This window comes from Microcoleus sp. S13_C3, from assembly GCF_036700905.1.
Classification (GTDB): domain Bacteria; phylum Cyanobacteriota; class Cyanobacteriia; order Cyanobacteriales; family Microcoleaceae; genus Microcoleus.
The window spans coordinates 1-18,722 of the sequence record NZ_JAUBPT010000157.1 but is presented as its reverse complement, the minus strand read 5'-3'; the positions used below and the strand labels follow the sequence as shown (position 1 = coordinate 18,722).

General features: G+C 45.4%; 15 protein-coding genes. 10 read left to right on the top strand and 5 right to left on the bottom strand.

What is annotated here, in order from left to right; translation table 11 throughout:
- Positions 1-624: 624 nt before the first annotated feature.
- A complete protein-coding gene (purU, locus tag QUA16_RS29740; protein WP_333107773.1) occupies positions 625-1,479 on the bottom strand; it encodes a formyltetrahydrofolate deformylase in 855 nt (284 codons plus the stop codon).
- Positions 1,480-1,643: 164 nt separating this feature from the next.
- On the opposite strand from purU, the gene QUA16_RS29735 reads away from it, so the two are divergent.
- On the top strand, positions 1,644-1,874 hold the full coding sequence (locus QUA16_RS29735) for a hypothetical protein (protein WP_333181558.1): 231 nt from the start codon (positions 1,644-1,646) through the stop codon (positions 1,872-1,874).
- A gap of 356 nt (positions 1,875-2,230) precedes the next feature.
- On the opposite strand, the gene thrC is transcribed toward QUA16_RS29735, so the two are convergent.
- The gene (gene thrC / locus QUA16_RS29730) at positions 2,231-3,355 is read right to left on the bottom strand and encodes a threonine synthase (protein WP_333181556.1); all 1,125 of its coding nucleotides are present in this window, start codon (positions 3,353-3,355) and stop codon (positions 2,231-2,233) included.
- A 132-nt stretch (positions 3,356-3,487) separates the two neighbouring features.
- On the opposite strand from thrC, the gene QUA16_RS29725 reads away from it, so the two are divergent.
- The 6 genes from QUA16_RS29725 to QUA16_RS29700 all read left to right on the top strand — a co-directional run bounded on the left by QUA16_RS29725 (position 3,488) and on the right by QUA16_RS29700 (position 10,376).
- Positions 3,488-3,769: a hypothetical protein gene (locus QUA16_RS29725; RefSeq protein WP_333107771.1), complete on the top strand. Its 282-nt coding sequence runs from the start codon at positions 3,488-3,490 to the stop codon at positions 3,767-3,769.
- 722 nt (positions 3,770-4,491) lie between these two features.
- Complete coding sequence (locus QUA16_RS29720; protein WP_333107770.1) at positions 4,492-5,544, top strand: fatty acid desaturase; 1,053 nt, start codon at positions 4,492-4,494, stop codon at positions 5,542-5,544.
- A gap of 196 nt (positions 5,545-5,740) precedes the next feature.
- Positions 5,741-7,243 (top strand): AAA family ATPase, encoded by a 1,503-nt coding sequence (locus QUA16_RS29715; protein WP_333107769.1) that lies wholly within the window; start codon positions 5,741-5,743, stop codon positions 7,241-7,243.
- On the top strand, positions 7,243-8,172 hold the full coding sequence (locus QUA16_RS29710; RefSeq protein WP_333107768.1) for a ParB N-terminal domain-containing protein: 930 nt from the start codon (positions 7,243-7,245) through the stop codon (positions 8,170-8,172). The genes QUA16_RS29715 and QUA16_RS29710 overlap by 1 nt, the downstream gene beginning before the upstream one ends.
- Before the next feature lie 242 nt (positions 8,173-8,414).
- A complete protein-coding gene (locus QUA16_RS29705; protein ID WP_333107767.1) occupies positions 8,415-9,509 on the top strand; it encodes a Rho termination factor (modular protein) in 1,095 nt (364 codons plus the stop codon).
- Positions 9,510-9,659: 150 nt separating this feature from the next.
- Positions 9,660-10,376, top strand: a complete 717-nt coding sequence (locus QUA16_RS29700) for a Uma2 family endonuclease (RefSeq protein WP_333107774.1) — start codon at positions 9,660-9,662, stop codon at positions 10,374-10,376.
- Positions 10,377-10,403: 27 nt separating this feature from the next.
- Here QUA16_RS29700 and QUA16_RS29695 read toward each other — a convergent pair whose 3' ends face one another.
- Together QUA16_RS29695 and QUA16_RS29690 are read right to left on the bottom strand one after the other, a co-directional pair.
- Positions 10,404-11,954 (bottom strand): phenylacetate--CoA ligase family protein, encoded by a 1,551-nt coding sequence (locus QUA16_RS29695; protein ID WP_333107766.1) that lies wholly within the window; start codon positions 11,952-11,954, stop codon positions 10,404-10,406.
- Between the two features lie 101 nt (positions 11,955-12,055).
- Entirely contained in the window at positions 12,056-13,285 is a 1,230-nt protein-coding gene (locus QUA16_RS29690) for a transposase (protein WP_333107765.1), read from the bottom strand.
- A gap of 524 nt (positions 13,286-13,809) precedes the next feature.
- On the opposite strand from QUA16_RS29690, the gene QUA16_RS29685 reads away from it, so the two are divergent.
- From QUA16_RS29685 to QUA16_RS29675, 3 genes are all read left to right on the top strand, one after another.
- Complete coding sequence (locus tag QUA16_RS29685) at positions 13,810-15,717, top strand: serine/threonine-protein kinase (RefSeq protein WP_333107764.1); 1,908 nt, start codon at positions 13,810-13,812, stop codon at positions 15,715-15,717.
- A gap of 222 nt (positions 15,718-15,939) precedes the next feature.
- Positions 15,940-16,209 (top strand): hypothetical protein, encoded by a 270-nt coding sequence (locus QUA16_RS29680; RefSeq protein ID WP_333107763.1) that lies wholly within the window; start codon positions 15,940-15,942, stop codon positions 16,207-16,209.
- 575 nt (positions 16,210-16,784) lie between these two features.
- On the top strand, positions 16,785-18,128 hold the full coding sequence (locus QUA16_RS29675; protein ID WP_333107762.1) for an EAL domain-containing response regulator: 1,344 nt from the start codon (positions 16,785-16,787) through the stop codon (positions 18,126-18,128).
- A gap of 42 nt (positions 18,129-18,170) precedes the next feature.
- Here the strand turns inward: QUA16_RS29675 and QUA16_RS29670 are convergent, their stop codons facing one another.
- Positions 18,171-18,605 (bottom strand): RNA-guided endonuclease InsQ/TnpB family protein, encoded by a 435-nt coding sequence (locus QUA16_RS29670; RefSeq protein ID WP_445252210.1) that lies wholly within the window; start codon positions 18,603-18,605, stop codon positions 18,171-18,173.
- Between the last annotated feature and the right edge of the window lie 117 nt (positions 18,606-18,722).

Below are 18,722 nucleotides of genomic sequence, written 5' to 3'. Positions count from 1 at the left end.
AGCGGTTCTCAAGCGTGGTGAGGTATGCCCACGGAGGCCTATGCCCTATGCCCACGGAGGCCTATGCCCTATGCCCATGAGTACCTCATCTTTCTGAGAAAGGCTATAGTTCCTCACGAACAGCTTTTAATAATCGCAAGCATTGCTTCTTTCTTGATACGTCTTGCTATTCGCAAGGCAGCCTCAATAGCTTCTGTTTGTGTCGTCACAGCCGGAAGTTCGCCATAGTAAACCAAGCGCTGACTCAGGAATATCTGACCGATCTAAATTCTCGAATTAAATTTGTTGGTAATTCGCTTAATATTTCTGATTTCACCCTGAAGTTTAGGCAGCTCGGAAAACATGATGCTACGGCTCAGTTATCCGCGAATGAGAATTGTTTGAGAGCAGGCATTCTGGTTTTGGCGTTGCTGATTCATGGTATGAATCACCTTTTCGCTTGATGTTACAAAACTCACCCTCAAGCGGGCCTATAGCCATTGGGAAATCGTGAATTCATTCCTGTATTCAGCAACGCCGAGAAAACTTTGGGGTTCGCTGCACTGCGATCGTGCAACCGGAATTGATATCACTCGCCGAGCGATCGAAGGAGTAACAAACCAAGATTGATATGATGCCTAATTTTCAAGCAAAAACCACAGTCCGATTGCCGTAAACTAAAACACGATTTTGTAAATGATATCGCACGGCTCTTGCTAAGACAACCCTTTCTAAATCTTTACCTTTGCGAATCAAATCAGAGACTTCATCGCGGTGACTGACGCGCACAACATCTTGTTCGATAATCGGGCCAGCATCTAAATCTGGTGTAACATAGTGGGCTGTTGCACCGATAATTTTCACCCCTCTTTCATAAGCTCTTTCGTAGGGATTTGCACCCACAAACGCGGGTAAAAATGAATGGTGAATATTAATCACATGGGGAAACTTTCTGATAAAGTCTTGACTCAATATTTGCATATATTTCGCCAAAACAACTAAATCAATATTATATTTTTTAAGAAGTTCTAACTGTTGTGCTTCTTGAATAGCTTTATTGTCTTTAGTAATGGGAATATACTCAAAGTCGATACCGTATTGTGCGGCAATGGGCTTTAATTTTTCATGGTTGCTGATTATCAGCGGAATTTCACCTCTGATTTCTTGCGAGCGCTGTCGCCAAATCAAGTCTAATAAACAGTGATCTTGACGGCTTACCCAGATTGCGATGCGTCTAATTTTATGAGAGAAATGCAATTGCCAATTGGCTTGTAAGTCCTTGGCAATTTCACTAAAAGCAGGTGTTATTTGTTCGGTGGTTAAGTCAAAATCATCTAATTGCCATTCGAGTCGGCTCAGAAATAATCCGGCGGTAAAATCTGTATGGTGATCCGCGTGGATGATATTGCCGTTGTGGGATGCGATAAAGTTAGCAAGTAAGGCGACGAGTCCTTTGCGATCGGGACAGGCAATTAACAGGGTTGCAGTAGGGCTAGTCATAATATAATGACAAAATTGTCTCGCTGAGTTTATTGAGAAAAAAGATATTTCAAAGGAGTTTATTGATACTAACTCCGAGCATAAATTGTGAGCTCATCCTGATTTTTTGGGTGCATGGATATCTCAGGCGAAAATATAGGATGTCGCGTTTAGGGGCAGGCAAGATGCCCAACCCCTACTCCCCACAAGAGATGTTAACTAAAAGTGGAACAGGCATCTTGCCTGTTTCGATGGGTTTATATCAAATCCGTTGGCATCGGAATTATTCATCTCTCTCTTCCCTTTCTCTGTATCCTCTGTGTCCTCTGCGGTTTCATCATTCCGATACAACCGGAATTGATATTACGGGCGGGCAAGATGCCCAACCCCTACTCCCCACAAAAGATTTTAACTAAGAGTGGAACAGGCATCTTGCCTGTTTCTTATATTGGTGCAAGATGTGAATTTAAACTGATATCTTACAACAATATCAATCGAGGACTTTCGCGCGGGGTGGGGGCGGGTTTTTTAGTCTTTTGGTATCCTTGAAAGCTATTGAGTAAGGAGCCCCTTGTATCTTAAAAGAGGTAGATTGCGATTTACTGTTGGGTGGGGGCGGGTTTATTCAGATTGTTGGTACTTGTTAGATATTGTTGGTGAACCCGCCCCTACAGGTTGTTGACCGCCGGTGCAATATCTTAGTTTAAATGAATCACAGAGGACACAAAGAACACAACTGACAACTGACAACTGACAACTGCCAACTAACTTCTTAAAATCCCATCGCCCCAGCTACTGCATCTAAACTCGGAGCAATGCCGCTTTTAAATTGATTGTTGCTGTGATTAATTGCGGTATCCGGGTCTTTCAAACCGTTACCAGTTAGCACGCAAACCACCGTCGCCCCAGTCGGAACTTGGTCTTTTACCTTCAGCAAACCGGCCACAGAAGCTGCACTGGCTGGTTCGCAGAAAATTCCTTCCTGTGATGCTAACAAACGGTAAGCGTCGAGAATTTCGGCGTCGGTGACGGCAGCAAAACTGCCACGGCTGGCTTCGGAAGCTGCGATCGCCTGTTTCCAGCTAGCAGGGTTGCCGATCCGAATTGCCGTCGCTAGGGTTTCTGGGTGCGATACCGGTGAGCCCGTTACCAACGGTGCAGCCCCGGCGGCTTGAAATCCCATCATCTGTGGCAAGCGCGAACATTTTTTGGCTTGGTGGTATTGACAAAAACCCATCCAGTATGCTGTGATGTTTCCCGCATTTCCCACGGGAATGCACAGCCAGTCGGGGGCGTCGCCTAAAGCGTCCACCACTTCAAAAGCACCGGTTTTTTGGCCTTCCAAGCGGTAAGGATTGACGGAGTTGACCAATGTCACCGGATAATTGACAGCCATTTCGCGGACAATTTCTAAGGCTCGATCGAAATTTCCGCCAATCGAAATTACTTCCGCACCGTAAAGCAAAGCTTGCGCCAGCTTGCCCAAAGCCACGTAACCTTCGGGAATCAATACGAAAGCTCGCATCCCCCCGCGTCGGGCGTAGGCGGCCGCCGAGGCCGAGGTATTGCCGGTACTGGCGCAAATTACAGCTTCGGCACCAGCTTCCTTCGCCTTGGAAATCGCCATTGTCATCCCCCGGTCTTTGAAACTACCAGTGGGGTTGAGGCCGTCGTATTTCACCAAGACGCGCACGTCTCTACCGATGAGAGAGGCGATCGCAGGTGCTGGAATCAGGGGAGTATTGCCTTCTTGGAGGGTCACTACCGGCGTGGTTTCCGTCACCGGCAGGTAGGGGCGATAAGCTTCGATCAAGCCGGGCCAGCCGTAGCGTTTCGGCTCGGCGGCGCGGGCAGCGGAGTTAGCAGCAGAGTCTGTAGCAGGTAGAATCAGGGTCACGATGTCAATGGTTTTAGGCAAGGGCCAAGGAATTTACACTAAAATTTACACTAATTTTAGCTCGATCGGTTAATTTGATGTTTAATACGATCGGTTCAGGTTAAAGTAACTTAATGGTGTGAATGTGTAGATATGTCTACTCAATTACTAATGTCAAATAATTCATCCACTCTTTCCCGGCCTCAAGTCACCGCGAGCAACCCCGAAACGGCTAGTTCTTCTAGCCTATCGACCAGTTTGGCCCGCAAAGTAGATTTGCTAAAGTGCCCCTACCAAGCCGATCAGCAAGTTAAGTTCCTGCACTTGCAAGCAGAAATCGAATCCTTGCTGCTGGAAGTGCAAAGCCTCAAACAGCAACGCTCGATCGCTGGCTTGCCGGCTCTCGACCCGAATTCTGGTAGCAACAGCAATTAGCAGACAACAGCCGCTAATGCCAACTGTGCTACCCCTGTGTTATCGGGAAATTGGGTTTAAAACCCCGTCCTTCCAGGACGGCTTTAATTTCTTAAACCCATTCCCAAAAATCAGGGAATTGCTGGTTTTTGTAGTGTAGTATGTATACTATAAAAGTCAAGGTTAAACTCCTTCGCCATCGTGAAACAGGGACTCAGACACACTTTTAGGCGTAAACCGGGGGACAAAGAGCGGCGAAAACTCTCAAAACAGCTAGGGCCTTAATACAGCCTCATAACCAGAAAAAAAAACAATTCACTTTTTTTAGATAGGGTAGGGCATACCCGAATTCTAGGTCAATATCCTAGTACGCTTTTGGAGATAGGCCCTCTGGGGTGACTGCGAATCGGGCTCGTTAATTGGTAGGATTTCTACGGTTAAAAGGTTTGAGTATTGCCGCAAGGACGTAGCACTTAAAGGTTAGTCGCTGAATTAAGAATCCCCACACCTTTAGGTTGGGGAGTGTCAAAAAAACAAAGGTTTTGCTACCCGCAGTATTTTTTGCCAAAAGTGCTAGAAATTCCTAACTGCGGATAGCGATCGCTAGCATTTGCTAAAACGCGTTTGCCTACTGCTCAACTCGTCTGCCACAATCTGGCAACGAGCTGACATTTTACTGCGCTTTTTTATTGCGCTAATTTGTTAAGCCATGCTCATGGCATACGGAGAATCGAAATCAGTTTATGACAGCATCGATCGAAAAACCACTAAATTTGACATCCGCAAGTGACACCTCCAACTTGCGCCTCAAAGATATTCTCAAAACCCTGCCGCGGGAAGTATTCGTCAAAAACCCCCGCAAAGCTTGGACAAAAGTAATCGTCAACGTTTTGCTCGTTGCTGTTGGTTATTGGGGCATAGCAGTCTCTCCTTGGTTTCTACTACCCCTAATGTGGATTTTCACAGGAACCGGATTAACCGGTTTTTTTGTGATCGGCCACGACTGCGGGCACAGGTCATTTGCTAACCGCCGCTGGGTAAACGATTTAGTCGGACATATTGCATTTCTGCCGTTAATTTATCCGTTTCACGCATGGCGGCACGGCCACAATTATCACCACAAGCACACCAATAAACTTGGTGAGGATAATGCTTGGCACCCGATGACAGCAGCAGACTACACTGGCGCGTCCAAGCCTTTACAAATAGCTTATAGTTTAATATTCGGTCGGATGTGGTGGATTGGCTCGATCGCCCACTGGGCAAAAGTACACTTTAAGTGGTGGCGCTTCAAAGGCAAACAGCAACAAGAACAAGTCCGGTTTTCAGTTTTTGTAGTTTTAATCGGTGCTGCGATCGGATTCCCGATTTTAATTGCAACCACAGGCATTTGGGGATTTGTCAAATTTTGGTTGATGCCCTGGTTGGTTTACCATTTCTGGATGAGCACTTTTACGATGGTTCACCACACAGCACCAGACATTTCATTTAAAGAACCCGAAGAATGGAACGAAGCCCAAGCGCAACTATCGGGAACAGTTCACTGCGATTATCCCCGCTGGGTAGAGTTTCTGTGCCACGACATTAACGTCCACGTTCCCCACCACCTTTCAACTGCTATCCCCTGGTACAATTTGCGCCTCGCCCACAGCAGCTTAAAGGAAAATTGGCAAGATCATCTCTACGAAACCGAGTTTTCTTGGTCTTTGATGAAGCGGATAACCGACAACTGTCACTTGTACAATCCCGCTGGCGGCTATCAAACATTGCAGGAATTTAACGCTAAAACAAAGTAAGTTTTAAACGCGATAAATGCCAGAAAAACCCGGTTTGTAAAACACAACCGGGTTTTTCGATATTACAATCCGTAGCCTTTGTAAGATGCGGAATGCGCGCCCTACTGTCAATATCACAATCCCTACCATTATTAAATCAGTCATTCCCAATCTAAAATCTAAAATCTAAAATCTAAAATCTAAAATCTAAAATCGAATGACTTTCAATCCCAATAACTGTCGCAACGAAAGCGAAGTAGAAAGCAAACTCATTGTCAGCTATCTGCTACCAAAACTAGGCTATACCCCCGACACTTGGCATCAAGAAATAGCATTTGGGAATATTCGTCTAGACTTCCTCTCATTTGCCGCCCCAGTTATTCCCATACTTGTCGATGCAGACTCGCCGATGAGTGTAGTTATGGAGGCTAAACATCCGAAGGAAAATTTAGACCGCCACCTGCGAAAACTCACTCGCTATTTAACAAGTTTGAGCATCCGCTACGGACTCATAACTAACGGTAAAGAAATTAGAATTTACGAAAGAGTCGCCGATCATATTGAGCTAGTCTTTAAGTGTGCTGGACAAGACATTGAAAATACAATTGATGAAATTATCGCTTTAATTGGCAGAGATCGTTTAAGATTTATAAAAAATCCCGATAATCTCGAACTGGAAGATAGTAAAATTAATTTGGTTAGTCCTGAGTTAATTAGCGAAGTCCCATTACAGCCCAACAATCCCGCCCCCGCAGAACCTGAGCCAAGTCAAATCTCTGAACCGGAACAAATACCTGAAAATTATCCAGTTAAGCCTCAAGTTAAATCAGATGTAACCGTTCCCCAAAAAAGCCAAAATACTATGAAAATCATTGCAGTTTACCACAATAAAGGTGGCGTTGGCAAAACTACAACAGTAGTCAATTTAGCTGCTGCGCTGAGCAAGAAAGGTAACAGAGTATTAGTCATAGACTTAGACAGTCAGGCAAATACAACCTTTGCGACTGGTTTAGTAAAATTTGAGGATGAAGAACAAGACGATTTGAAAGATAATAATATTCTTCAAGTTTTGCAATCAGAAGACTTTTTCTCCATCGCAGAAGTAGCTCGCAAGTCTAATTTTTGCCATCCCGAAATTGATGTGATTCCTTCCCACATTGATTTAATGCAATATGAAACGGAACTCAATCAACTAGATTACAGCCGCATGATTTTAATTCAGAAACTAGCAGAAGTACAGAATAAATATGATATTGTACTGATCGATACGCCGCCATCTTTGAATTTTTATGCTAGAGTTGCTCTAATTGCGGCGGATTATTTAATTATTCCTTCTGACTTAAAACCTTTTGCCAATCAAGGACTGATTAATGTCAAGGATTTTATTAAAAAAGTTAATGGATTCAAAAAACAAATTGGCAAGAAACCACTAGAAGTTTTAGGCGTACTCTCTTGCAAAATTTCCACTAATTCTAAATTTGTACAGTACAGTTTGCCCAAGCGGAGGGAGGCAATTCCCAAACGCTACGGCTTTGAAATCATGGACAGCGTAATTTACGAGAGAGATGATTTGGCCAAGTGTGCAGAACAATTTCAAATCGTGGGAAATATGGAAATCGCCGATCCCATTTCAGTGCTAGACTTTAAGCCAGATTCCATCGCCTCCCAAGAATTTGAAATGCTAGCACTCGAAGTTTTGGAAAAAATAGGTAAAAACTAATGAAAAAATTATCTCCGTCACTGGTTGCAGTTAAAAAAATTACATCCGCAGTGCCCCGTTCCAATTTTGCAGAGCCGGATTTGGAGAAACTGGCGCAACTGATTTTAGAATTAGGAGGATTGATCAACCCCATAATTGTCCGCCGCAACGGTATGGATGCCTACGAAATAGTAGACGGAGACTTTGAATACTACGCAGCGGCGAGAGCAAAGGAAATAGAACCTCTCAAAGGCGAGACAATCGGAGCATTCATTCTGGAAGAAGAAAATGAAGAACTTCTCCTCGAACAACTTGAAATTCTCAGAAAAACCGCAATCATTGAGAATTTAGTTGAGAACCCAGAAACCGGGTTTTTGTACGAAAATACTTCGTCGCCGCCCGCAGATTCAATAACAAACCCGGTTTCTTTGGTCGAAGTCCCTAATTTAGGTGAAAATGAAACTCCCGAAGATTCATCTAGTTTAGAACAGCGACTAACAAATATTGAAGCCCTGTTTGCAAGTCAAATCAATGAATTAAAAGCCGAGTACGCCCGTGAACAACAAGTTTTAGCGCAGAGTATACAAGAACTTGAAAACCGAATCTTACAACAAGTACCTCTGTTAGTTGAAGCTGGGTTAGACAACAGAATTAATGAGTTGAAAGCAGAGTCGCCACCACAAAAACAAGTGGTGGTAGAGAGGATACCAGAATTTGAAAACGTAGCTTCCGAATCAATGTCGCTGTTGGAAGCACTCAATACTTTAGAGAAAAATCAACTGTCGGCTAATTTGAAAGATGCTGGCTTGAAGCTTCCAATAATCCAAATAATACTCAAAGAGCGAGATGTGCGGCCGTTTGTCTCATTTGCAAATGTGGTGGAACGTGTTAAAGGGTTAACCGACAAAACAATGATTAAAATAATTGACAAGTGGCAAAAATACTCATAACTCGCAAGTCCTGCTGCTACTCGCAACGCCAGCCCGATCGCCCTGACGCCAAAATAAGTAAAGATGAGTAAAGCAGTGGATCGTTGGTGTCCCACAGCCAGTTAAACTCATCACAGTCGCTTTTTTTAGGAATTGCAGTAACTTTTGCCCCTCACCAGGGATGTCACCCCACGGGAAACCGCGTCGATATACATAAATACCTACACACCTGATTTTAATGACAAAAGGGGACTTGTAACAAGATGGATCGATCGTCCGATCAAAACCGAATAGTTGAATATTTGCGGATAAAGCCAATTAGTCACAGTCAGATTTACACTTCCCAAATTGCAGTGCCAGAGCCTCAGCGGGGCGAAATTCCTCGCGAACGTCGCGAAGCTCTCAGGAGAAGTCTGATCGAGCAAGGCAGCAACTTAATTCCTTTAATTGTACGCCCTACAGAAGCTTACAGCAACGAAGAAGAATATGAAGTTGTCTGCGGCTCAGATTGGTGTATTGTTGCTAAAGAACTCGGCATTGAGCAAATGTGGGCGTGGGTATTTGAAATGACCGACGAGGAGGTGGCGGTTGCTCAAGCAGAAATGGAACATTTAGCTCCGCAACCGACTCAGAAACCTGCACAAATTGAGACTCTACTGCAACAATTTGAGCTATCATTTCAAAAAAAAGTAGATAGTCTAACAAAACAAATAGAACAATCTGTTAAAAAAAATGAAGAGCTGCTAAAAAAACACGTAAACGCTCTCACTGAGCAGAACTTTGAGCGTAACCAAATAGAACAGATTAAGCATTTGCTCGAACAAGTGGAAAAAGCATTTCATGAAAAGGTAGATAAAATGGCTAAAAAAGTTGAACAATCGAGCAGCAACCGTCCGCCAACCTCTGCTGTTATTTCGGAGGTAAATCTTGCAGGCGCTTTGAGACAGTTGGATGAACTGGAAAAACTGCTGTCAATAAAATTAGAACGCACAGTTCAAACAATTAATCAGTTTGTTTCCGACGCCATCGAAGACGTAGAAAATGACCTGAAAAATCAAATTGAAACGCTCCGCAGCCAACTGGGAGCCGCAGCGACTCACTCAGAAAGACAGCCAGAGGCACCGCCGAAGAAGCAGTCAAAAATGCAGCCGAAGAAGCAGTCGAAAGCACAGCAGAAACCTCAGTTACCGCAGTTGCAGTTAGAGTTGCCGTTTCCGTCCCCGTCCCCAGAGGATGACTACGAAAGTCTTTCGCTGAGACGGTTGAAGGCGATCGGCAAAGACCGGAAAGTGCGGGGCTACGCGCGCATGAAACGACCGGAAATTCTGGCGGCTCTCAGGGAAGCTGACGGTCAATAAAACGATAATTGCTAATAGTTAAAGACTAATTATTCGGTGTTCGATCGCATTTTTGGGCAAAAAGTGCGATCGGGCTTTGAGAATAGTCGGCAGAGATATGAAAAGTTTGCTAAAATAGACACACAACCTCTTACTCCTCACCCAGCAGCCATGTCCGCAACCGCAGAATTAGCTACTACCCAAGAAATACCAGAACAAGAGATACCAGAAAATGTTATCTTTCCTTCAGGCGATTTATACAGTGACGAACCTCCCGTGGAAACAGAACTGCATCTCCGACAAATAATCCTACTCTTCAACTGTCTAGAATGGCTGTGGCGAGATAGAAACAATTTCTATGCTGCTGGAAACCTCACCATTTATTACAGTCCCAAGCAACTCAAATCGAAAGACTTCCGAGGCCCAGACTTTTTTGTGGTACTCGGAACTGAACGCAAAACTCGGAAAAGCTGGGTAGTTTGGGAAGAAGACGGAAAGTACCCCAATATCATCGTTGAAATCCTGTCTCCCAAAACAGCGGATATAGATAAAAACTTTAAGAAACAACTATATCAAGATACTTTTCGCACTCACGACTACTTTTGGTTTGACCCAGAAACTTTAGAATTAGCTGGGTTTCATTTAGTTGACGGGGAATATGAAGCAATCGCACCGAACGAATTCGGGCATTTGCGGAGTCAGCAGCTCGATTTGAGTCTCGGAATTTGTGGCGGAAAATTGCGTTTCTTTACAGCAGAAGGAGAGCTTGTCCCTACTCCTCAAGAGGTTGCAGAAACGGAGACTCAACGAGCCGGACAAGAAGCTCAACGAGCCGAGCGCCTGGCCGCGAAACTGCGAGAATTAAATATTGATCCCGATACAATTTAGTGCAACCCCTACTCACAAAAACACGGTTTACTGCCGCGTGTATCGATGCTTCACTCCCATCGGAAAATACTCTGCATCGCCCGTCTCCGTTAATGTCACCACAGGTAACTGATATTCGGGCGGCACATAATTAGCAAATTCGCTGTTTAGCCGCCGCAATTGCGCGAGAATTGAAGATGCGATCGCCTGTTTCATCTCCTCGTCGCCCTCCACCCCCGCCGCTAATTCCACAACCACCGATAAAAACCGATTTTGCTCCGCATTCTCCCTGACTTGCAGTACAAATTTTCCCGTCACCCATTCCCGAATCGTGGGAACTTCTAAACCTACGGTGACATTTTCCGGGTAAATGTTAGCACCGAAGTAGGAAACGGTGAAGTGCGTTAGCGAAGCCCTCGAAGAGGATCGCCCGAATACATAGACAAAGGGCAAGCAGCGAATTCCTCTGGGGAAATCAGGAACTTTCATACCTGCTGCTTGCTGCAAACGTGCCACAGGGTTAAATCCCCATTCTGCCAAAAAATTGAGCATTGCTTCGTAAGAAATTAAACCGCCGTTATCGGAGATGTGATAGCGTATTAGCGGGATGCCATTGTCGCCAGAAAATAATAGCGTGCCGTCATTATTCACTTCAAAAAAGCGGCTTTTCGGATCGTACTGTACCAGCGTAGGCAACCGCGATTCCCCGAATAAATTGCGTGCTGCTTCGGGATTTTTTGCTAAAAAGCGACGGATGCAAATACTCAGCGGTGTCTCGTTGCCCAAAACGCCCGCATCCGCAGTACCGTAAAGGCTCGCAGAGTTGTAATATAGATTGTCAGAATTAGTGCGATCGCTCACCAAACTCCGCCATTCTTCGCTAAACACTTCCCCCGCAAACACCATCTTAATTCGATATTTTTGCCACTCCACGCCCCCAGCAATTCCGCTATCAATCACATCCTTGATAAATGGCGGATATCCCAACAAAACTACTTGCTCAAAATGCTCCCCCAGTTCCTGCACAACTCGAAATATTTCAGTCTTATTATTCCCAGGCGTCACAACTGTAACGGGATAGCCCTTACTCGCTAGATAGCGGCAGCAATTTGCCGTGTACATTCCGCCTACCCAAGTTCCCAACGCAAAGCAAATCACAGCTAAAGTTGAGCGAGTGTCGGCGTAAAAACTGTCGTGAAATATTTGTTCAAAACGAGCAGCAATTTGCAACTCGTCGCTGATAAAACGCGGCCAAAAGGTCGGGTTTCCTGTCGAACCAGATGAAACAGCAATGAAATCGCAAGTTTCTAATTGGCCCTGGTAGCACAACTGAGGTAGCGGGTGACAGCGTAAATAATTCTCTTTGGTAATTAGCGGCAATTTTTGGAAGTCTTCAAAGGTTTGAATTGAGGCGGGATTGATGTTGAGTCCAGCTAGGAAAGTCTGGTAAGCTGGTACTGTGGCCGCGACTCTTTGAAAAAGCGCCATCGCCCCGGATTCGGCAACTCGATTCTGCTGGTGTTGCAATCGTTCCTCAAGCGGCGCCCTCAAAAACTCTTCAAACGCCCCAATTGCTCGCTGACGCTGTTCTGGCTGCATGATTGGCTCCTTAAAATGGGTATTTTGCACCTCGATCGCTCAAGAGTCAATTAGTAGCGCGGCGCGACCGGATGGCACATTGGGCTGGACAGTGACAACTCCTAAACCAACTGAGTACAGTATGGTTTAGGCTTCTCAGCGACTCCTGCTATGGCATAGGACATTAACTGAGCTTTAAGAACGGGTTGCCCCACCGCTCTATTTTTGACAACAATTGCGGCATTATGATCGCGGTCTAGACTACACCCACAATAAGGGCAGTCATGCCAACGAATATGCAGCTTTTTTGGTACTTTCTCACCGCAATTAGAGCAATCTTGTGAAGTATTATTGGCGCTTACTGGGACAACCAACAAACCAGCATTTACGGCTTTGTTTGTTAATATCGACAGAAAGCTTGACCACCCAGCATCCAACACAGACTTAGCTAATCTTGTACGAGCTAGACCTTTAATATTTAAATCCTCGTGCGCGATTACGTCATATTTTGATAGCAGCCACTTAGCTGTCTTGAAGTGAAAATCTTTGCGCTTATCAGCTACTTTTTTGTGACACTTTCCTAACTGCTTCACTGCCTTCTGCCTCCGGCTACTGCCTTTCTTGCAACGTGACACTCGCTTTTGAATAGTTCGTAAGCGTTTTTGTTCTTTACGGTAATATTGGGGCGGGGCGACTGTTTCGCCCTCAGAGGTTGTCAAAAACTCCTTCAGCCCTACGTCAATACCTGTTATCGAACGAGGATTGAAATCTGGCTTAATCTCTGGAACTGTTTTGTCTTCGAGGGAGAGCGTAAGGTAATAACCATCAGCTTTCTTGGTGACAGATGCGATTTTGATTTTGAACCCATCAGGGATAGGGCGATGCAAGACAACTTTAACTTTCCCAAACATCGGCAAGTTAATCAAGTTGCCCTGTAAGCATCCCTCTTTCATTTGTGGATACGTAAAGGTGCGATAGCGATTCCGAGCCTTAAAACGAGGTTTACCGCTACGTTTCCCGTTGCTGTCACCTTTCAAGAAACGGTCAAACGTTATCTTAACCCGCTTAACTACATCTTGAAGGACTTGCGAATATATCTCGCTATACCAAGGATGCGTTTTTTTTAGTTGAGGTAACGTTTTCTTTTGCGAGTAATAATCAGGATTGTCTCGCAGTTCAGGTAGGTAGCAGACAAGAGAGCAAGCGTTAACAGGAGAACGATTTTGTTCGTACCACTTAAATCTGTCAGCCAACAGATAATTGTACTGAGCGCATAGCATGGATAGCCATCTGTCTAGCTCAATGACCTGTTGTTTTGTTGGACGTAGTTTGTACTGGTAAGCCGTTCTCATGGTTGCACTCCTTGAATGTCAAATTAGCATTATTGTGTTCGCATCGACAACACGACATGAAAAATAAAAACCTGCATATCCGAATTATCGGAGAAACGACTCAATAAACTGAAAGCACTTGCCGAAGGAAGAGAAAAAACCATAACCCAGATGGTAGAGGCATGGATTGATCGACTGTCCCCTACATTTACTGACTGACTCGCTTTCCCTGGGTCAGTCGCGCATTCATCCCACACTGATTTATTGGGGGTACTCGGCTACGCCTCGATAAATCCCCCTCTAAATTCAGTGTGGGATGAATGCTGTTTAAGCTAAAAATTTGAACACACTTTGAGGTCGATCGAAAATATGGCGCAGTAAATAAACTTCCATAGCACGAAACCGCTGTTTTCACAATAACCACAGGGGACAGCCAAGCTGCTGATCGACTAATAAACACTGACACACTATGTCAAGATTAATTCAGCGATCGCCCAAAACTCCCAGTCTCAGTCAAGCGTGAAAATCCGACGCAGCAAGTTCCAATGAACAATCCCATCTACCCCGGCATAACTCTCAACAACCACTACCGCATCGTCCGCGAATTGGGACACGGAGGCTTCGGGCGCACCTACCTCGCTGAAGACGCCCACCGATTTAACGAACCCTGCGTTTTAAAAGAATTTGCGCCCCAAGTACACGGAAGTTACGCTTTACAAAAATCCGAGGAACTGTTCGAGCGGGAAGCGGGAGTGCTCTACAAGCTGCAACACAATCAAATCCCCCGCTTTCGCGAACTCTTCCGCGTCAGTATCAGCGATCGAGGCTACCTATTTCTCGTCCAAGACTACGTGCCCGGTCAAACCTACCGCTTCCTGCTCGACGCCCGCAAGCGTCAGGGTTTGCGGTTTATAGAAGCAGAAATCAATCAATTGCTGCAGCAGATTTTGCCCCTGCTCGAATACATTCACTCTTTGGGAGTGATTCACCGCGACATCTCCCCGGACAACCTGATTCTGCGGAGTTCTGACGGAATGCCCGTGCTGATCGACTTTGGCGGAGTAAAACAAGTCGCCGCCACCGTAGAGTCTCTTTTCGCTGAGGCTAACGGCACTCCCGCCCCCGCGACTCGCATCGGCAAGCTCGGCTACGCTCCCGTCGAACAGATGCAGATGGGCATTGTCTCTCCCCACAGCGATTTGTACGCTCTGGCGGCCACGGTTTTGGTGTTGCTGACGGGGAAGGAACCCCATCAGTTGCTCGACAGCCAGACGCTGAATTGGAATTGGCGGGCGGAATGTTCTCTGTCTCCGAATTTGTCCCTAGTGCTGGATAAAATGCTTGCTCAGCAGCCGAGCCAGCGTTACTCCTCGGCTCGCGAGGTAATGCTCGCTCTCTCCGGCAATCCGCCTTTGCAGCCTCCACCTTGGCCACCAGCCCCGGATTTGGGGATCACGCAGCCGCCGGATCTCTCGCCTATACCCGTACCCGCCCCCACGCCAAAACTGCCGGGAACTCCGGTGCGAGTTGCTGCTATTGGCCATCAGCAAAAGATGCCTGCTTGGAAAATGGTTTTGTTCGTGGTGGCGGTGCTCTCAAGTATGGGGGGAGTTGGCTGGTTTGCGGGCAATTCTTTGTTAAATCTGCAATCAAAAGTGCAGAAAGTTCCCCAGCCTTCAAGCCCGAAGCGGGAGCAAGAAGATGCTTTGCAAGATCGCTTTGTCAAGCTCAAAATTGACGATCGATTTTATAACGGTTACGTCAACCTTGTAGACGAGACTTTCTATGCCAAATACCCGGAATTGGGGGGACGATTGTTAAAAGAAGGCGAGGAAGATCGCCAATGGCGCGAAAGGTGGCAGAAAATCGGCGACGAGTTGCTCGATAAGCTGGAAAATCTCAGCAGCGACGCTAGAGCGCGGTTGGGCACTTACGACACCACTGATATCGATCGCTGGAAAACTGAGGTTAACAAGCTGAATTTGAGCAGTCGGGCTCTCTACGATTTGGCTGATGCTAGGTTTTTTTATTGGTTTCCACAACAGCCGCGCGATCGCAATATCATTGGTTTGCCGATCGGACAAATTTGGCAAGCAATTACCGCCGACGAACTCGAAGCCTTACAAGCTGGAGCAACTGTCGAAAGCGTTGAATTTGACCGCCTATCGAACAGCAAAAGCCTCACAGGCAATCTCAAACCCGGAGAAGGGAAAGCTTACATTGCCAGGTTCGCTCAAAATCAAACTTTGCGCGTGAATTTGCAAGCCCCGCGCAAATCTACTCTGCTGTCAATTTATTCTCCAGGGCGGACAAAAGGCGCGCGAGCTTTGCTGGAAGATGCAGAGGGGCTGAGTTGGTCTGGATTGCTTGATGATGCTGGTTATTATGAATTTGTGGTAGTTTCTCAGGCATCTGAGCCGATCGCTTACCAGTTGAATGTGACGGCAGAATAACTGCTATTGACAATCAAGCATCCAGGATACAAGCCCCCGCATTCATCCGTCCAGAAATAAAAAACCTGTATCCGATAAAGGAGCCCCCGAATTTATCCGTGGGGTCGCCTCTAAAATCTAAAATCTAAAATCTAAAATCTAAAATCGATTGACGCTCTCTATCCACCCGCGTAATAATAAGGTAATACCGATCAGGTAAGTTTTCCTGTTCAAACAAAGAATATGCTGAGATTCGCGATCGTAGCTTTAGTGACTTTTGGATTAGTATTAGTGACTGCACTAGGTTTACATCCGGCCAATGCGACAGTCAGCACTCCAGAATTTTATGCTTGGAACTTTGCCTCTGTAGGCAATAGCGAGCTTGTTTGTAAAAAGACGGTGGTAGTTCCGCAAGACCAGATAATTCCGTCATCATCCATGCACCATGTCCGTATCACTTCTGCAATTGTAGATGAAAAATTTTGCGCGAATTCCACTAAGCCTGTGAATTAAGGCCGTGGATAATAGGATTTCGGGTTAGAGAACCATAATTAAGTTCTCCGTTAGTCGATTTTAGATGTTAGATTTACTTCACAGATGAATCTGGCAGGTTGAACCTTAATCTAAAATTTTTCTTTCTCCACGACTGTTGTCTGAAAGCAAGTATCCTTTTTTGGATGAATCAGAACGCAGCGTCCTGATTCATCCATTGAGCGAAAACTCTAGTTGTCAGTACAAACACGGACTAATTATGAACAATTAACCGGACATTATATAAGTGATAGCCTGAGTAATTTCCGCCCTCGGCGCATTGAAACTCTTGGCTATTTTTTTTTATGAGAAATATTGGGTATTTTGTAATAAAAGTTTATCAAACGAGTCGGGCGCAGCAGTCTTCTGCTCTTGAAAGAGATCGAAATCTTCCCAATTTGGGCAGTTCTTTGATTGTGACTTAAGAACCGAGGGGAAGTATTCCGCCATTTGGCTAATGGTTTATTGGCTAATTAGCTGAATTATTAATTTGCTAGTTTGAGTATGCTAGAGTTAGTCAGGTTCAGATATAAAGTGGCATCTGTTATCTAAGTATCATGCTCAAAATTTTGGTAATTGAGGACGACGAATTAATCCGGGAAACTCTTCTGCAACTCCTGGAATCTCACAGCTACCGGGTCCTTGCGGCCGAAAACGGTCGAGCTGGGGTGCAGATGGCACTTTCGGAGATACCGGATTTAATTTTGTGCGACGTGCAGATGCCGGAACTAGACGGTTATGACGTGTTGCGGACGCTGCGGCAAAACTCGCTAGCTGCAACAATTCCATTTATTTTCCTCACGGCTCAAAGTGACAAAACCGATTTTCGTCGGGGGATGGAATTGGGGGCCGACGATTACCTGACAAAGCCGTTTACCAAGGCTGAATTGCTGGGAGCCATTGCTTCTCGCGTCTTGAAGCGGCAAACTATTACTCAACCGCTGACAGTCGCGCTTCACCAAGCAGAAGCCAGACTCAAAGATTTAGTTAACGACTCCACCAAGGTTACAACCCTCTCTCCTGAAAAGTTTGCTCTCGAGGCTTTGCTGCGCCACGCTTTGGAACAAGGTGAGTTTCAGGTATACTATCAGCCGCAGGTGAATATTGCTACCGGCCAAGTTATCGGCGCGGAAGCTTTAGTGCGCTGGCAAAATCCCGATCGAGGTATAATTTCTCCCTGCGAATTTATTCCCTTAGCAGAAGAAACAGGTTTAATTATTCAGATTGGCGAGTGGGTACTGCTTTCAGCTTGCGCTCAAGCCGCTAGTTGGCTGGCGGCGGGGTTTTCGCCCTTTACAATATCAGTAAACTTGTCGGCCCGGCAGTTGTCCGACCCGGAACTCAAGGCGCGAATAGTGCAAATATTGGAAACTACAGGCTTGGAGCCTGCGAATTTAGAATTAGAAATGACCGAAAGCGCTTTGGTGGAAAATGCGACAGTAGCAGGCGCTACTTTAAACGAACTTAAAGCTCTAGGAATTCGGATTGCTATTGACGACTTCGGCACCGGTTACGCTACTTTAGGATATCTCAAGCAATTTGCTTTTGACAGTTTAAAGATCGATCGAATTTTCGTCCGTAATGCCAACGAAGATACTCAAAATGCTGCTATTACTACAGCAGTAATTTTACTGGGTCACAGTTTGAATATGACCGTAATTGCTGAGGGAGTGGAAACAGAAGCAGAACTAGAATTTTTGAAACAACATCAGTGCGATATCATACAGGGGTATCTGTTCAGTCGCCCCGAACCAGCAGCGATAATTGAAAGTATGTTGGTTGCCGACCCGAGTTTGTTCGCGCCGCCCCCAGCAGCACCTAGTCGCGTTGTTCCTTTTGTACCTGTGTCCGAACCCGAAAAATCTAAAAACCTTTCAATGTCGCGTCTAGGAATAGTTTGACATACTCCCCAGCGTAAACGCGCGGGGATTCTTTACGCTTCATCAAGATGTGCCACAAGTGGTCTTACCTTCTCTCTGCGTACATTTAGAGTCGTGGCAATGCCCTATCCCGACTTGAAGTATATTTTTCGCAGCGTTCAAATCTCTATCTTGCTGAGTGCCACAATTAAGGCACAGCAGCCAACGAATAGAGAGGTCTATTTTGCCCCATTTAAACCCGCAGTCCGAACACACTTGACTGGTTGGCGAAGAGCGACTAATTACCCTGAATTCCCTACCTAGTTTTTCAGATTTAGCCTCACACAACACCCTAAACTCATACCATCCTTGCTGGCTAATCACTCTTGAGAGCTTGCGGTTTTTGACCATGCCAGACACGTTCAAATCTTCCAAAACAATTACTTGGTTTTCGTTAACTATTTTGGTTGACAGTTTGTGCAAGAAGTCTTTACGGGTATCTGCAATTTGGTTGTGCAATTTGGCTATCTGAATCCGAGTCTTATTTCGGCGTTTAGAGTCAGGGTAAACGCATCTAAATTAATTTGACAAATACCTAAATTTGTGCACTACTAAATAACTAAAAAAACCTTCTAA

Bases quoted from the DNA above. Each gene is read 5' to 3' on its own strand.
- purU (WP_333107773.1), bottom strand. From the start codon at position 1,479: ATGACTAGCCCTACTGCAACCCTGTTAATTGCCTGTCCCGATCGCAAA.
- QUA16_RS29735 (WP_333181558.1), top strand. From the start codon at position 1,644: ATGCCCAACCCCTACTCCCCACAAGAGATGTTAACTAAAAGTGGAACA.
- QUA16_RS29725 (WP_333107771.1), top strand. From the start codon at position 3,488: ATGTCTACTCAATTACTAATGTCAAATAATTCATCCACTCTTTCCCGG.
- QUA16_RS29720 (WP_333107770.1), top strand. From the start codon at position 4,492: ATGACAGCATCGATCGAAAAACCACTAAATTTGACATCCGCAAGTGAC.
- QUA16_RS29715 (WP_333107769.1), top strand. From the start codon at position 5,741: ATGACTTTCAATCCCAATAACTGTCGCAACGAAAGCGAAGTAGAAAGC.
- QUA16_RS29710 (WP_333107768.1), top strand. From the start codon at position 7,243: ATGAAAAAATTATCTCCGTCACTGGTTGCAGTTAAAAAAATTACATCC.
- QUA16_RS29705 (WP_333107767.1), top strand. From the start codon at position 8,415: ATGGATCGATCGTCCGATCAAAACCGAATAGTTGAATATTTGCGGATA.
- QUA16_RS29700 (WP_333107774.1), top strand. From the start codon at position 9,660: ATGTCCGCAACCGCAGAATTAGCTACTACCCAAGAAATACCAGAACAA.
- QUA16_RS29695 (WP_333107766.1), bottom strand. From the start codon at position 11,954: ATGCAGCCAGAACAGCGTCAGCGAGCAATTGGGGCGTTTGAAGAGTTT.
- QUA16_RS29690 (WP_333107765.1), bottom strand. From the start codon at position 13,285: ATGAGAACGGCTTACCAGTACAAACTACGTCCAACAAAACAACAGGTC.
- QUA16_RS29685 (WP_333107764.1), top strand. From the start codon at position 13,810: ATGAACAATCCCATCTACCCCGGCATAACTCTCAACAACCACTACCGC.
- QUA16_RS29680 (WP_333107763.1), top strand. From the start codon at position 15,940: ATGCTGAGATTCGCGATCGTAGCTTTAGTGACTTTTGGATTAGTATTA.
- QUA16_RS29675 (WP_333107762.1), top strand. From the start codon at position 16,785: ATGCTCAAAATTTTGGTAATTGAGGACGACGAATTAATCCGGGAAACT.